A 13,919-nucleotide genomic window follows, 5' to 3' on the forward strand; every position below is an offset into this window, starting at 1 on the left:
CTTTGTCCTTTGGCAGTATAGGGTGCTGAAACGCTATTTGAGGTCATCGACACTCCAGACGTTACCCCTATTGATTGATTATCATCGACATGATTATTCCAACTAGTATTATAATACCACCAAGTGATATTAGCAATTAAAGTTCCCGTACCATTTGGCGTGAATTGGCAAGAAAGAGCTGATTGCGTTGTAGCATTACCAGGAACAACAGAAGGACCTGCAAGAAAACTCACTGCAGAAACTATTGATGAGAAAAAAAGCAAAGCTATAGTTATTGCAATAACCACTCTAACTACAGGTCCACGCCGCACCATTTCACACCCTTTTTCAGGTTATATATCAAAAGAATTGCTTTATAAAGGTTCTGCTTCAAAAAAATGTTTTGCCTTGCGGCGCAGCCACCTTTATAAATAAACTTTATATATGATAGCTCATTCCCTTTTTACACAGGTTTCTTAGGTGAACATAAATGAACTTTACACTTTCAGAAAAATTTGAACTCATTGGCAAACGCGGTCCAAAAATACTTCAAGGAAAAACAGTTGCTATCGTTGGACTTGGCGGATTAGGAGCAACTATTGCTCAAATACTTGTACGAAGCGGCATTAATCTTCGAATTATAGATAAAGATAGGATTACACTAGAAGATGTACCACGACAAACACTTTATGTTGCAGAAGATGAAAACAAATTCAAGGCAAAACAAGCAAAAAAAAGACTCGAAGAAATCAACAAAAACGTGAAAATCAAATCATTTCATGAAGAACTTGTTGAAGAAAACTTATTTTTACTAGACGCAGACCTCCTCGTTGATGCAACTAACGATATTACCACAAGCCTACTTATTAATACTTATGCGCTTCACAAAGGAATTCCGCTCGTCGTCGGCAATTATTCTGGAGATCACGGACATTTGCTCATTGTTGAGCGATCACAAAACAAGAAAGGCGCATGCGTTGGCTGCTTACAAAAAAAACTCGCGCAACCAAAGCATAGTGAATCGGGAGTATATCCTCCAACCTCAACATTCATGGCAGCACTAGTTGCCAATGCAGTTATTAAAAATCTTCTTGGGTATGAAAATATTCATTCTATTCTTAGTGTTGATCTTGTTTTAACAGAAGTTCGACATCGAACCATAGAAAAAAATAAAGATTGCGAATATTGCAAGGGCAAGTAAGTAAAATGAGTATAAAAGAACAATTACAACAAGCAAAAGAGCAATTATTAGCAAGTGAGCGCCCATTCTTTCTCTTTGATGATGATCCCGACGGGCTCTGCGCATTCCTTCTTTTATATCGCATGGTACGAGCAGGAAAAGGGATGCCTCTGAAAGGTGTGCGACTTGACCAACAGTTTGCAGCTCGAGTTAATGAATATCAGCCTGACCTTGTTGTGATTTTAGATAAACCAAAAGTTGAACAAGAATTTATTGATGCAATTAATGTAAACCTTATTTGGATAGATCATCACGAGCCACAACGACTAACAAAAGGATTATACATCAATCCACGAAAAGAATCACCAAACAACAATTTACCCACTAGCCTTCTTGCCTATCGCATCGCAGAAGAAGACGCGTGGATAGCGGTGGTTGGCATTGTTGCAGATTGGCAATTACCACCAAAAGATATCTGGGAAAAAGCACTAAATGAAGACTACCCCGACTTACTACCAAAAGAAATACTTGACGCGCCAACAGCACTTCATAACAGCCCCGCAGGAAGACTTGCACGAATATTCTCATTTAACCTGAAAGGACGAGTAAAAGATGTACTTACCTCAATGAAAATACTTACTCGCATTAAAAAACCACAAGAGCTCTTAGAAAAACAACACTCGCAAGCAAGACTTGTTATGAAACGATACGAACAACTCAACGAACAATACGAAGAGATAAAAAAAGAAGTACGTGTTGATGAACACAATCCAATTATCTTGTTTACTTATACAGATGAGCGCAATAGCTTTACAGCAGATTTATCAAACGAATTACTCTCCACACATCCTGAAAAACTCATCATCATCGGCCGACAAAGCAACGGTAGCTACAAATGTAGTCTGCGCAGTAGCGAGCTTTTGGTTGAACAACTCCTCGGAAAAGTTTTAGCTAAAACAGGAGGTACAGGGGGCGGTCATGAACACGCATGTGGCGCAGTTATTCCAACCGAAGTCTTTGATGAATTCGTCAAACTCATGCGAGAAGAAGTCATGAAAAAGTAACACTAGACAAGCTTGCGTGAACTACATAAATAAACTTAATCTTATTCTAGCATGAACATAACTCCTGAAATTGCCGAACTTCTCAGGGCTCTAGCTGGTGATGGGTTTATTGGAAATTATGGAACAAGAAATAATCAATTCATTGTTGAAATGACTGGTGACAACAGATATGAACAAGAGTATTTTCTCTACCTAAATGCAATAATGCAAAAAATAGAACAAAAACAACCCTCAGTTAGAAATCCTAAAGGAAACGTTTTGACAATGAGATATTATTCTAAAAAATTATTCACTTATTTTAACAAACAACATTCATTTCCCGTAGGAAAAAAAGAACATATCTTGGTTCCTCAAGAAATTCTTAAAAGTAATAATTTAATGAGACATTTCATTAGAGGGCTCCTAGACACCGATGGCTGCGTATTTTTTGACAAACGAAAAGGATATACTAAACCATATCCTCGGTTGATTATATATACAACAAGCCACAACCTTTTTAAAGAAGTTGGCAGTTATCTTCAAAAGTACTTCAAAATACATACGAGAATTATTAAGCGAAAACAATCGAAAACATCATATATTATTGAGCTATATGGCCATAAGCAACTTGAACAGTGGAAAAAAATTATTGGATTCTCAAATTTGAAGCACATACGTAAACTTTTTGCCTCCGTGGCCCAGTCGTAAGGCGTCGCATTGGTATATTTGCGTTTTAAGCAAATGCTTGGAACGTAAGTGACAAAGATGCGGAGATCGCGGGTTCAAATCCCGCCGGAGGCTTATTTCTTTGATTTTTCGAATCAATTAACGATGAACCCGCTTCGCGGCACGAAGAAAAAAGAACAACTCTTTTTCTTCTGGGGCAATTGCAAATAATTGCCGTTCAACTCCCTGCCTGCGGCTTATTTTTTATGTATGTATTACGAGAAATCAATAATCATTCACATCTTAAATTCGAATTGTTTTAAATCTTCTTTTAGTTTGTTAATGACTTCTTGTTGATTGTTTTTTTTACTAAGTGCTACAAATTTTATAATAAAGTCTTTTAGTTCATCTTTTGTAATGATATGTTTTTTCTTATCTTGAGTAATGAAATAGAATCGAAACGAATTCATTCGTTTTTCTCGAATAATAATGTTTGCCATTAAGGCCACGAAGTCTCCATCAGATGGACTTGTTTTAGCAAGTTTTTTTACTATCGATTTTGCTTCTATTTTTGAAGAATGTTTTTTTAATTCTTTTAAAAATTGTTTTGAAAATTCAACTACCATTTATCAATCTCATCTAATGCTTCTTGTGTTGATAGTGTGTCTGCGCTAAAAAATACTTGAGCGTTTCTTCTTGTGATTTCGTTTTCATATAATCGTCGTAGAATAGCATCCCAACTCTCTGATTTGTTAGCTAGTTCTCGGAGTTTATTTCGAGTTTCTTGTTGCAAAGGTATAGTTGTTAAAGACATCTTATAACTTTATAAGTTACTTATATTTATATATGTTGTGTTTTTTGTTGTTTAAACCATATTCAGCCATCGGCTTGCAATCTAGAACGATTTATTATGTAAGTCACCAAGGTGTCGCAAACGCTCCCCGACAAACTTTTTACTATCTTTAGAGAAATCAGTAATTAATAACTCAATATGATTACCGCCAATGCCATGGGGCTCAATTACATAATCAGCTCCCGCTTCATATAACGCCAATGTTTCATCTCGCTCATCAGCAGTGAGGACGATGACACCTTCAGGATTTTGTGCTTTATAATTTTCCAACAGCACCTTGTTTGTGCCGTAGTCAGGAATAGAAGAAATAAGAAATGTCATATCCTTAAAGTCAAATTCCGAAAGAAACTCCACATTTGCAATATCACCAAACACGGCAGGCAAGCCTTTCTTTTTCAAACCTAGCACACGTTTTGGGTCGTGATCAACAATTATATAGCTCATACCAGTTTGTTTAATTGCGCGCAGAATATTTGGGCCCATGCGACGAAAACCAAAAATGCCAATGGCGTGTTTTTTTCCCTGAATACCATGCAATGCATCTCGTACTTTTTTTCGCTCTAAACGTTTGAATAAGTTCTCCAGCCTTGCATAAATTCGCTCACCGTACACCACCAAATATGTTGAGAATGTTATCGTAATTATTGCAACTAACGTAACCAGTGAAACGTGCAAGGAAGTTAAAAAACCAGCTTGCTGAGCAAGTAAAGCTACAATTAAAGAGAACTCGCTAATTTGACTTACCGTCAGGCCTGCAAGAAAACCTGTTTTAGAAGAATAACCAAAAAGCAACACTAAAACAAGCACGATAAATGGGTTGCCTAACAACACAAACAAAGATATAATTATTGCTTGAGGCAAAATAGGTCCTAACGTATCAGAAATAAACTGCCACTCTTGACCTGAAGCAATGGGCTGAGCACCCATAGGAATTAATTGCGTACCTAAAAATATAAAGAACAGAATGATAAAAAAATCTTTAAGCGGTTTAATTCTCGCAGAAATTTCTTGTTGATAAGGCGTTGCAGCAAGCACGACACCTGCGATGAGCGCTCCAATTTCTAAGGAGAATCCCATAAACTCGTAACCCGCAGCTATACCGAAACACCAGGCAATAATAAATAAAAATAATAATTCCTTAACATGAGCAATTCGTTTAAGTAAAGGCATAATAATAAATCGACCAAAAGCAAATATGAGCGCAGTTGCAACTACACCAAATAACACTGCTTTAAGAATGAGACTGCTTGAATCTGCTCCTGTTGAAATGGTCCCTAAAACCATGAGCAAAATAACCGCGACTAAATCTTGCACGAGCAAGAAGCCCAGAGAAATCTTTCCATAAAGCTGCTCTAGACCATGAATATCTGAAAGCAATTTTACAATAATAATAGTTGAACTAAATGAAAATGCAACGGCTAATAAAATAGAAGGAATCCAAGCAAAGCCAAGCAAGGAGTTTAACAAAAAACCAAAAAAGGAAGTAAAAATAATTTGTCCTAAACCTGTAACTAGGGAAATAACACCAACATCTTTGATTAACTTAGGATTAAGTTGTAAGCCAACAATAAATAACAAAAAAGCAACACCAATGTGAGCAAATACCTGATAATTTCCGGGGTTGGAGAGTACATTAAAAAAAATAGGCCCGACCAAGACCCCTGTGATAATATAGCCAATGAGCAATGGTTGTTTTAATCGAGTCATGATTAGCGAGATGAGAAAAGAAACAAGCAAGACCAAAGCTAATTCAGTGAACAGATTAAACATAATGGTATCTGACAAAAACCCCCTTTAAAAAAGTTTCTTTAAAAAATAGCCACGAAGGTATGTTTTGCAAGTAAATTTATAAATAGTTCAATTCATAAAAAACTGTATGAAAACGAAGAATCCTGAGAAGCTCATCACAACAATTATTACCATCATCATTTTGTTTTGGAGCACCATATTTGTTCCCGCACTCATCATGGTCGTTTTACTCTTTTCAGGATACCAATTTACCTCTCCCTCTCTACAAATACAAAACCCCATTTTATATTACAACATCATCATATTTCCAGCAATTATCTGTATAACAAACATAACTAGCTGGCTTCTTCTTAAAAAGAGAAAATACCAAGCTGCATTAGTAGTGAGTTTACTGCCACTTCTTAACGTATTCATTGAACTAGTCCTAGCAGATATTGCTTTAGTAGTAGGATAAATATCAACTACGCAAGCAAAAAAAGCAAAAAAAATAATCACTAGTATGACATTAGTTGATTAAATTGCGAAACAGAGCATTTTTAAATACCTAAAACAATCCCCTATATGAATGGCACAAGTTTTAACAAAAGAATACATAGAGCAAAATCCTGAAGTAATCGAAAGACTAAAGAAAAGTGTTTTTATCTATCCAACAGACACCATTTACGGTATTGGTTGCGATGCCACCAACGAAGAACTTGTTGCGCGCGTTCGAGAGATTAAAAAACGAGAACACGTTCCATTCTCAGTTATTGTTCCTAACAAAAAACTCATCAAGAATAATTGCCAATTATCTGATGAAGCAAACACTTGGCTTGATAAGCTTCCAGGCCCATACACCTTAATTCTACCACTTGCTAAGTCATTTGTAGCGCCAAACGTCTCACCAGATGGCAAAACCATTGGTGTTCGCATGCTGAGCAATTGGTTTCAAGAAATAGTTGAGCAACTAGGAATTCCCATTGTTACGACTAGCGTGAATCTACATGGCAAGCCATTTATGACTTCTTTTAAAACAATGGATGCAGATATCAAAAAACAAGTAGACATCATTATTGATGATGGCGAACTACATCATAGACCTTCACAACTCATTAATCTGTTGAATGAACCAGAAGCAGAACCAGAAGAACATTACTAGGTAAAATTCAGAAGATTTATAAATTTAAACTTCTTCTATTTTTAATAAAAGCTAAAAATAGTGAAAATAGCTTGTAGATAAAACATACACAAATTTATGAACGAATACTATGACTAAACCAATTGAAGAGTACAAAAAAATTGTTGCAGAGATTGAGCAAAAAAAAGGTGTAAAGGTAGCAACAGCTAAGATTGTTGCAGAAATATTTGCCACCCCTGAAGAAATTAGCATCGAAGAACTTGCAAACAAAACAAAATACTCACTAGCAACAATAAGTAACAACGTCTCGTTTCTTGAGCAAATTGGCGTCATTAGCCGCATAAAAAAGCCAGGATCAAAAAGAATCTATGTTACTGCAGAAAGAGATTTTATCAATATACTCATAAAAAGCATGAATAAAAATCACGAAATTGCAGTTAGGCCACTTAAACAAATACTACCCGGACTTATCGCTGAACAAAAAAAACTCGTCAAACACGCTCAAGAATCCAATCGTAAAAAACAACTCAAAGAAGAACTAAACATCATTCAACAGCATTATGAACAAGTACGTATCATGGAACAATTATTAGATCACGTCATCTCGCAATGCAACAAAAACAGGAACCTACTATGACACAAAAAATAATCATCGAACTTAGAGACGTTTGGAAAACCTACAAAATGGGCGATAATGAAGTCCATGCTCTTCGAGGACTCAACCTCAAAGTTCACCGAGGAGAATTTGTAGCAGTTATGGGGCCCTCAGGTAGTGGAAAATCAACAGCAATGAACATGATAGGCGTACTAGATAGGCCGAGCAAAGGAGCAATTTATTTAGAAGGAACGGACATAGCAAAACTTTCCGAATCGCGACTCGCCCAAATTAGAGGGAAAAAAATAGGATTTATTTTCCAAAAATTCAACCTTATTAACACCCTTACTGCAAAAGAAAATATCACCCTCCCACTCATATTTCAAGGTATGCAATACGAAGAGCGAGAAAAACGAGCAGACGAACTACTGGACATGGTCGATTTATCGGACAGAAAACATCACCGACCAAACGAACTCTCAGGCGGACAACAACAACGAGTAGCAATTGCTCGCGCGCTAGCCGTAAACCCAGAAGTCATCCTTGCAGACGAACCAACAGGAAACCTCGATAGCAAAACAAGCGGAACTGTTATGGACTTTTTAAAAAAACTACATAAAGAACAAGGAACAACAATAGTCATGGTCACACACGATGCTGATACAGCAAAAGTAGCAAGCCGAGTAGAAACGCTTCGTGACGGAAAAATCATTACACAAAAACACAAAGGTGAGCACCTATGAAAAAAATAATATTATTAGCAATACTGCTTTTGGCCATTGTGCCATTAGCAAGTGCAGAAGTGACGTTAACATCAAATCTGATACGATACGAACCATTACCCGCGCAACCAGGACAATACGTCACCGTATTTGTTGAAATTGAAAACACGGGAAATGAAGACGCGAGAAATACGATTATTGAGCTTCCTAATCAATTTCCATTCAGCGTCACCGGTGAACAACAAAAAGAAATCGGGACTATTAAATCTCAACAAAGCTATGTTATTACTTATCAACTTAGAGTTGATAGCCAAGCAGTCGTTGGAAACAACGAACTCGTTGTTCGCTACAGTCCAGATGGAAAAAACTTATGGAAAGAAGATAGACACGCCATCAGAGTACAACCAACTGGCGCATCCTTAAGCGTTACCGATATTATGATGACACCGGAAGAAATAGCTCCCGGAGAAGAAGGAACCATTCAAATCACCATTAAAAATACTGCAGATGTTCTTCTTCGAGATATCTCCTTACAACTAGGTATGGTTTCAATAGTTGGCAGCAACGTAATTGACTTGCCATTTATTCCAACAAACTCAGTTACAGAAAAAAGAATTAGTAGACTCGCGCCAGATAAACAAACCATTCTTAGCTTCACTGTAAAATCATATCCAACAGCAAGCCCGGGATACTATAAACTACCTTTGAGCATGACCTTTTATGATCAAGAAGGAACAGAAACACAACAAGACGATTATATCGGAGTAGTTGTTAAAGCAGTACCTGAACTGAAAATTTATGTAGATGACAACGAAAAACTTGTACAAGGACAAGAAGGAGAAGTCTCGCTAAAATTTGTTAATAAGGGAGTAAGCGACTTAAAATTTCTCGATGTTGAAATTCTCCCAGGAGAAGGATATGATTTAGTTGGTAGACCTCAAGCATATGTTGGCGACCTTGATTCTGATGATTATCGAACAGAAACATTTAGTATTACACCAAACAAAGAATCTGTAGAACTTCTCGTACAGCATACCTACAAAGATGACAATAATGTAGAATATGAAACAACAGAAACAGTAGTTGTGGATTGCGGATGTACAGACAAGAATGGCAATCAACAAACATCTCCATGGATTATTGCTCTGGTCATCGTCGTTATTCTAACAATTATAGTTGTTAGTAGAAGAAGAAAACAACGACACAAAAAACGAAAGTAAATGCGGAGTAAAACCACATGAAACTTTCTGACTATGTAAAACTTGCTTGGGGTAATCTATTACATCGACGCCTCCGGAGTTGGCTCACGCTCCTTGGCATCTTTGTAGGTGTTGCAGCAATTGTTGCACTCATTGGTCTTGGGCAAGGACTGCAAACCGCTATACAAGAGCAATTTGCAGGCATAGGGCTTAACACCCTCACCATACAAGGAGCGGGAGGAACATTTGGACCCCCTGGAACAAACACTGTTGGAAAACTCAATAATAATGATGTTGAACTTCTTAGCGATATTAATGGTGTGGATATTGCATTTCCCAGATATATAAAAGCAACAAGTTTAGCATATAGAGATGAAGTTGATATCGCATTTCTTGCATCCATGCCAGCAAGTAAAGAGCGAGCAAAAATAATCGAGCTACTTAATTTCGATGTAGCAGAAGGAAGACTCATCGATAATCAAGATAGAAATCAAGTTACTATAGGAGCATCCGTTGATATCAATGGCGAGAACCCTCAACTTGGAGAAAAAATTCTTATCAATCAAGAAACCTATAGAATCGCGGGCATCATAGAAAAAAAAGGAAATCCCGCAGTTGACTCAGCAATCATCATGTCTGAAGATGAGATGAAAGAATTACTTAATCTTGATGAAGACTATAGTTTTATCATCGCCTCAATTGACCCCGAAGCAGATATTAATGAAGTCAAAGCAATTGCTGAGCGAACCATGCGACGAGACAGAGGACAAGATGTGAGCGAAGAAGATTTTGATATTAGCTCTCCACAAGAAACTCTTGAAGCATTTAATAGCATCCTTATTACCGTACAAATACTCCTTGTGGGCATTGCAGGAATTAGCCTCTTGGTTGGCGCCATAGGTATTCTTAATACGATGTACACCGCAGTCTTAGAACGACGAAAAGAAATAGGTATTATGAAAGCAATCGGCGCAAAAAACAAAGACATCCTCTATATATTCCTTTTTGAATCAGGACTCCTAGGACTCACCGGAGGAATTATTGGATTATTACTTGGCGTGGGCATTAGTAAACTGGTAGAATTCATCGCCTATCTCTCACTAGGAAAAACACTTATTCAAGCAACAATACCTCCTTGGCTTATCATAGGATCGCTTGTCTTTGCCTTTGCAATCGGCGCGTTATCGGGAACGCTTCCGGCACAGCAAGCAGCAAAACTACGCCCCGTTGACGCACTACGAAAATGAGCAGATTTACAGAATTTTTCAATATATCGTTTCAATCATTAAAACGCAGACGTTTACGTAGTTGGCTAACTATGATAGGAATTTTCATAGGAATTGCAGCCGTTGTTTCACTTATTAGCCTAGGACAAGGAATGGAAGATGCAATATATGAACAATTTGAAAACATAGGAAGCGATAAACTCTTTGTACAACCAAAAACAGGATTCGGAGGCACTGGAGGAGATAACACCGGCTTTGCACCCCTCACCGAAAATGATGTTCGCTTTTTAGAAAATCAAGGCGGTGTAAAAGCCGTGAGTAGCTACGTTTTTACCAGTGCAAAAGTAGAATTTCAAGGCTCAACAAAATACTTTAACCTCCTAGGAATACCAACAGAACCAAGACAATTAGAACTCATAGCAGCAGTTATGGGCACAGATATTGACAAAGGACGAATGTTAGAGCAAGGAGATAATAAAGTTGCAGCAGTCGGATTTTATCACGCAGAACGAAACTTGTATGATGGTAGAAACATGGAGGTGAATAATAAATTCACTCTTAATGATGAACATAATTTTAGAGTAATAGGTATTTTTGAGCCCATAGGAAGTGGCGAAGACGATACTATGATTGTTATTCCTTTAGATGTTCTTAGAGAAGTTACCGGTATAGAAGAACGAATAGATTTCATCATCGTGCAAGTAAATGAAGGAACAGACCCTCGAAAACTTGGCGATGAATTAGAACGAAGCCTGGCGCGCTATCGAGATGTAAAAGAAGGACAAGAAGACTTTAGTATACAAACACCAGAAGACTTACTTGCTTCATTTGAAACGATACTTGCAATCGTACGATGGGTGCTTATTGGGATTGCATCTATTAGTCTTTTAGTTGGCGCCATAGGAATAATGAATACGATGTACACCTCAGTTCTAGAACGAAACAAAGATATTGGTATTATGAAAGCAATCGGCGCAAAAAACAGCGATATCTTTACACTCTTTTTAATAGAGTCGGGACTCTTAGGACTTGTTGGCGGAATCTTGGGAGTTATTATTGGTATAGGTTTAGCAAAACTTGTTGAAGTTATTAGTGCAGCAGTACTTGGAAAAACATTTCTTATTGCTCACCTCTCTATTGAATTAGTGGCTATTAGTTTAGGACTGGCATTCATTGTAGGTGCCCTTGCAGGAAGCCTACCTGCTCTGCAAGCAGCAAAACTACAACCAGTAGAAACTCTTCGTGATGAATAAAAAAATTATTTCTTTTTTGAAATAGTCTTGTTATCTTTTTTAGAAGATGTGACTTTCTTTTGGTTAGAACCAAGATTTTTGTAATAAGAACTAACATAGGTAATTTGATCAAAAAACAAACGAAGCAAAGGATACGCTTTTTCTTGCTCTGAAGATGTTAACGAACCATACAGTTCATAAGCAGCAAAATATTTTTTCTTTGCAACAACCACTTCATTAAACTGCAAGGCAAGAAGACCATTATACATGAATCGTATAAAATCTTGATAATCTCTTTTTTTACTAATTTTTTTCTCTTCAATTACTCGAGCAATATCTGAACGAGTAATAGATGTAACAGAAAATGCTGTTTGGCGCAATAACTCAAAATACGTTTCTAATTCTTCTTTAAGCAAAACTTCTTTTCTTTCTAAATAAGTAAATACACTAAACTGTCGTTTAAGCATAATCTTGACTTGATTAGTTGTTTTTATTTTATTAAGATTTTCTAGTGTTTTTTCAGGAGCAAGATGCATTTTTAATTTATTATTAATTAAAATGAATTCAAAAAATGTATGTAATAATTGAACAACCTCGTTTTGAAACTCGCCAAACCGCTTCTTATCTGCTAATAAATTTCTTTTCTCTAAAAGATTTATTCTACTAAATAATTTCTCTTTTTGTTCGGGTTTAAGCAAAATTTGTTTTCGACGATTTCGATATACAAACCAAAAAAAATAAGCAATTACTGCGTGAATTTGATTACGAAATAAATGATATAATACTATTAGTAATGCGACTAACCCCAAAACAATCGAACCCAAAGTAGCAAAAATTGATCTTGTTTGAATTAGCACTGGAGTCTCAATTCTTGTGCAAGGATCACAAGGACCGCCACAATCAACACCAGTCTCATTCTGATTTTTAATGCCATCAAAGCAAGAAGGACAAGCCTCGCAAGGACCGCCACAATCAACACCAGTCTCACCAAAATTCTGAATACCATCATCACAAAAAATACAAGCAGGACAATTAGGTCCTCCACAATCAACAGCAACTTCTTCATTATTCAACAACCCATCATCACAAGTCTCACAAACAGGACAAGGACCGCCACAATCAATACCGTCTTCATTACGTTCGCTCCCTTCCCAAAAAAAATCTCTAATTCCGTTATTACATTGGGGAATATATTCGCAAGGTTGCGTAAACCATTTAATGTATTCCTCTTCACACGCATAAATATCGGTGCATTTCTTTTTTTGAATGCCTTCGGGAAGACATCTGCCCCAGTCATCACATTGCCATTCAGATTCACAATCCTGTGTGAAACCACCGCCAGCACCCGCATTGACATCTTCTGAACAACGCACCGTTAATGTAACAAGACCACTATCAGCATACGCCCCCGAAGGATCTGTTGCTCTAAAAAAAACATGACCCTCGCCACATTCACTAGAACTAAAAATTAGTTCGCTAGAAGAGGCAATGGTAATAAAAAATCCTGATGATAACCCGTAATAGGAATAGGTAAGCGGATCACCATCAGGATCATCAAAGAATGTGTTAAGATAAACACCTCTTAAAGAGGAACCAGTATCCCAACCATAAGGACCCATTTCATCAACAATATTATAGTTTGGAAGATAACGAGGAGGACTATTAACATTAATCACAGTAAAATTAACTAATAAATAATCATAAGCATTAGAACAAATAGAACCATCAGATACAGCAAACATAACCTTGTTTTCACCAACAGCCTCTTGTGTAGGCACTGTTGTAGCCAAACCATTTTCATCAACACTAAAATTTATCAACCCCTCAAGAGTGTTTGCTTCATAATATAACGTTGCATTATCAGCTTCGGTTGCAAATAATTGACAATCATATGGTTCGCTCTCGTGAAGCGTGGTATTGCATAAATACGGTAAAAATACTGGCGGATTATTAATACAAAGAGAAATGGAGCCAGTTGAAGCTTTAGCAGTAATCCTATCAGGAACAGTAGCCTCAAACACTTTATAAAAAGTAAAAGAAGACTGCAAAAGCACTATAGTTATTAACAATACTACCAAAAAAGACGTTACTTTATTACCCATTCCAAGTAAAATTGAGTAGTTACCATATAAAAGCTTTTTGAGAAAAACAAGAAAAACAGCAAAAATTAACATATATTAACAAAAGAAAAAAAAGATTATTGTGGCTTTATGCTTGTGTTGCTTCAAACGTCAACGTTACCTGATTAGTATTTGATGAAGCAGGAGCAACACTAGCCGCAAAATCAAAAGCCAAAACCGAAGAAGAACCACCATTACCAACAGCAGTTGTAAAATTAGTACACATAGCTTGACTATC

Annotated in this window: 15 protein-coding genes and 1 tRNA gene; 11 read left to right on the plus strand and 5 right to left on the minus strand. The window is 36.8% G+C overall.

Going from position 1 to position 13,919, the window contains the following annotated elements:
- Nucleotides 1-314 (minus strand): hypothetical protein (locus tag K9M74_04965; GenBank protein ID MCF7799226.1); only part of this gene is annotated, 314 nt, incomplete at its 3' end.
- 155 nt (nucleotides 315-469) lie between these two features.
- Between K9M74_04965 and K9M74_04970 the strand changes: the two genes are divergently transcribed.
- The 4 genes from K9M74_04970 to K9M74_04985 all read left to right on the plus strand — a co-directional run bounded on the left by K9M74_04970 (nucleotide 470) and on the right by K9M74_04985 (nucleotide 3,003).
- Nucleotides 470-1,180 carry a ThiF family adenylyltransferase gene (locus K9M74_04970; protein ID MCF7799227.1) on the plus strand — a complete coding sequence of 237 codons (711 nt, stop codon included), beginning with the start codon at nucleotides 470-472 and terminating at the stop codon, nucleotides 1,178-1,180.
- 5 nt (nucleotides 1,181-1,185) lie between these two features.
- A complete protein-coding gene (locus K9M74_04975) occupies nucleotides 1,186-2,223 on the plus strand; it encodes a DHH family phosphoesterase (GenBank protein MCF7799228.1) in 1,038 nt (345 codons plus the stop codon).
- 51 nt (nucleotides 2,224-2,274) lie between these two features.
- A complete protein-coding gene (locus K9M74_04980) occupies nucleotides 2,275-2,910 on the plus strand; it encodes an LAGLIDADG family homing endonuclease (GenBank protein MCF7799229.1) in 636 nt (211 codons plus the stop codon).
- A tRNA-Thr gene (locus K9M74_04985) sits at nucleotides 2,890-3,003 on the plus strand. Before K9M74_04980 ends, K9M74_04985 begins: the two co-directional genes overlap by 21 nt.
- 161 nt (nucleotides 3,004-3,164) lie before the next feature.
- Here K9M74_04985 and K9M74_04990 read toward each other — a convergent pair.
- The 3 genes from K9M74_04990 to K9M74_05000 form a co-directional block, all read right to left on the minus strand.
- Nucleotides 3,165-3,494, minus strand: coding sequence for a hypothetical protein (locus K9M74_04990; GenBank protein MCF7799230.1), 330 nt, complete (start codon nucleotides 3,492-3,494; stop codon nucleotides 3,165-3,167).
- Nucleotides 3,488-3,682, minus strand: a complete 195-nt coding sequence (locus K9M74_04995; protein ID MCF7799231.1) for a hypothetical protein — start codon at nucleotides 3,680-3,682, stop codon at nucleotides 3,488-3,490. The genes K9M74_04990 and K9M74_04995 overlap by 7 nt, the downstream gene beginning before the upstream one ends.
- 81 nt (nucleotides 3,683-3,763) lie before the next feature.
- The gene (locus tag K9M74_05000; protein ID MCF7799232.1) at nucleotides 3,764-5,491 is read right to left on the minus strand and encodes a cation:proton antiporter; all 1,728 of its coding nucleotides are present in this window, start codon (nucleotides 5,489-5,491) and stop codon (nucleotides 3,764-3,766) included.
- Between the two features lie 106 nt (nucleotides 5,492-5,597).
- Here K9M74_05000 and K9M74_05005 point away from each other — a divergent pair, with 106 nt between their 5' ends.
- The 7 genes from K9M74_05005 to K9M74_05035 all read left to right on the plus strand — a co-directional run bounded on the left by K9M74_05005 (nucleotide 5,598) and on the right by K9M74_05035 (nucleotide 11,582).
- The gene (locus K9M74_05005) at nucleotides 5,598-5,924 is read left to right on the plus strand and encodes a hypothetical protein (protein ID MCF7799233.1); all 327 of its coding nucleotides are present in this window, start codon (nucleotides 5,598-5,600) and stop codon (nucleotides 5,922-5,924) included.
- A 111-nt stretch (nucleotides 5,925-6,035) separates the two neighbouring features.
- Entirely contained in the window at nucleotides 6,036-6,608 is a 573-nt protein-coding gene (locus K9M74_05010; protein MCF7799234.1) for a threonylcarbamoyl-AMP synthase, read from the plus strand.
- A 109-nt stretch (nucleotides 6,609-6,717) separates the two neighbouring features.
- Entirely contained in the window at nucleotides 6,718-7,224 is a 507-nt protein-coding gene (locus K9M74_05015) for an HTH domain-containing protein (protein MCF7799235.1), read from the plus strand.
- 11 nt (nucleotides 7,225-7,235) lie between these two features.
- Complete coding sequence (locus K9M74_05020; protein ID MCF7799236.1) at nucleotides 7,236-7,925, plus strand: ABC transporter ATP-binding protein; 690 nt, start codon at nucleotides 7,236-7,238, stop codon at nucleotides 7,923-7,925.
- Nucleotides 7,922-9,124: a hypothetical protein gene (locus K9M74_05025; GenBank protein MCF7799237.1), complete on the plus strand. Its 1,203-nt coding sequence runs from the start codon at nucleotides 7,922-7,924 to the stop codon at nucleotides 9,122-9,124. The genes K9M74_05020 and K9M74_05025 overlap by 4 nt, the downstream gene beginning before the upstream one ends.
- A 17-nt stretch (nucleotides 9,125-9,141) precedes the next feature.
- Nucleotides 9,142-10,350, plus strand: coding sequence for an ABC transporter permease (locus K9M74_05030; protein MCF7799238.1), 1,209 nt, complete (start codon nucleotides 9,142-9,144; stop codon nucleotides 10,348-10,350).
- Entirely contained in the window at nucleotides 10,347-11,582 is a 1,236-nt protein-coding gene (locus K9M74_05035) for an ABC transporter permease (GenBank protein MCF7799239.1), read from the plus strand. Before K9M74_05030 ends, K9M74_05035 begins: the two co-directional genes overlap by 4 nt.
- A gap of 5 nt (nucleotides 11,583-11,587) precedes the next feature.
- On the opposite strand, the gene K9M74_05040 is transcribed toward K9M74_05035, so the two are convergent.
- A complete protein-coding gene (locus K9M74_05040) occupies nucleotides 11,588-13,663 on the minus strand; it encodes a hypothetical protein (protein MCF7799240.1) in 2,076 nt (691 codons plus the stop codon).
- Nucleotides 13,664-13,919 lie beyond the last annotated feature (256 nt).

The organism is Candidatus Woesearchaeota archaeon (assembly GCA_021734105.1).
Lineage (GTDB): Archaea > Nanobdellota > Nanobdellia > Woesearchaeales > SKGA01 > SKGA01.

Bases quoted from the DNA above. Each gene is read 5' to 3' on its own strand.
- K9M74_04970 (MCF7799227.1), top strand. From the start codon at position 470: ATGAACTTTACACTTTCAGAAAAATTTGAACTCATTGGCAAACGCGGT.
- K9M74_04975 (MCF7799228.1), top strand. From the start codon at position 1,186: ATGAGTATAAAAGAACAATTACAACAAGCAAAAGAGCAATTATTAGCA.
- K9M74_04980 (MCF7799229.1), top strand. From the start codon at position 2,275: ATGAACATAACTCCTGAAATTGCCGAACTTCTCAGGGCTCTAGCTGGT.
- K9M74_04990 (MCF7799230.1), bottom strand. From the start codon at position 3,494: ATGGTAGTTGAATTTTCAAAACAATTTTTAAAAGAATTAAAAAAACAT.
- K9M74_04995 (MCF7799231.1), bottom strand. From the start codon at position 3,682: ATGTCTTTAACAACTATACCTTTGCAACAAGAAACTCGAAATAAACTC.
- K9M74_05000 (MCF7799232.1), bottom strand. From the start codon at position 5,491: ATGTTTAATCTGTTCACTGAATTAGCTTTGGTCTTGCTTGTTTCTTTT.
- K9M74_05005 (MCF7799233.1), top strand. From the start codon at position 5,598: ATGAAAACGAAGAATCCTGAGAAGCTCATCACAACAATTATTACCATC.
- K9M74_05010 (MCF7799234.1), top strand. From the start codon at position 6,036: ATGGCACAAGTTTTAACAAAAGAATACATAGAGCAAAATCCTGAAGTA.
- K9M74_05015 (MCF7799235.1), top strand. From the start codon at position 6,718: ATGACTAAACCAATTGAAGAGTACAAAAAAATTGTTGCAGAGATTGAG.
- K9M74_05025 (MCF7799237.1), top strand. From the start codon at position 7,922: ATGAAAAAAATAATATTATTAGCAATACTGCTTTTGGCCATTGTGCCA.
- K9M74_05030 (MCF7799238.1), top strand. From the start codon at position 9,142: ATGAAACTTTCTGACTATGTAAAACTTGCTTGGGGTAATCTATTACAT.
- K9M74_05035 (MCF7799239.1), top strand. From the start codon at position 10,347: ATGAGCAGATTTACAGAATTTTTCAATATATCGTTTCAATCATTAAAA.
- K9M74_05040 (MCF7799240.1), bottom strand. From the start codon at position 13,663: ATGGGTAATAAAGTAACGTCTTTTTTGGTAGTATTGTTAATAACTATA.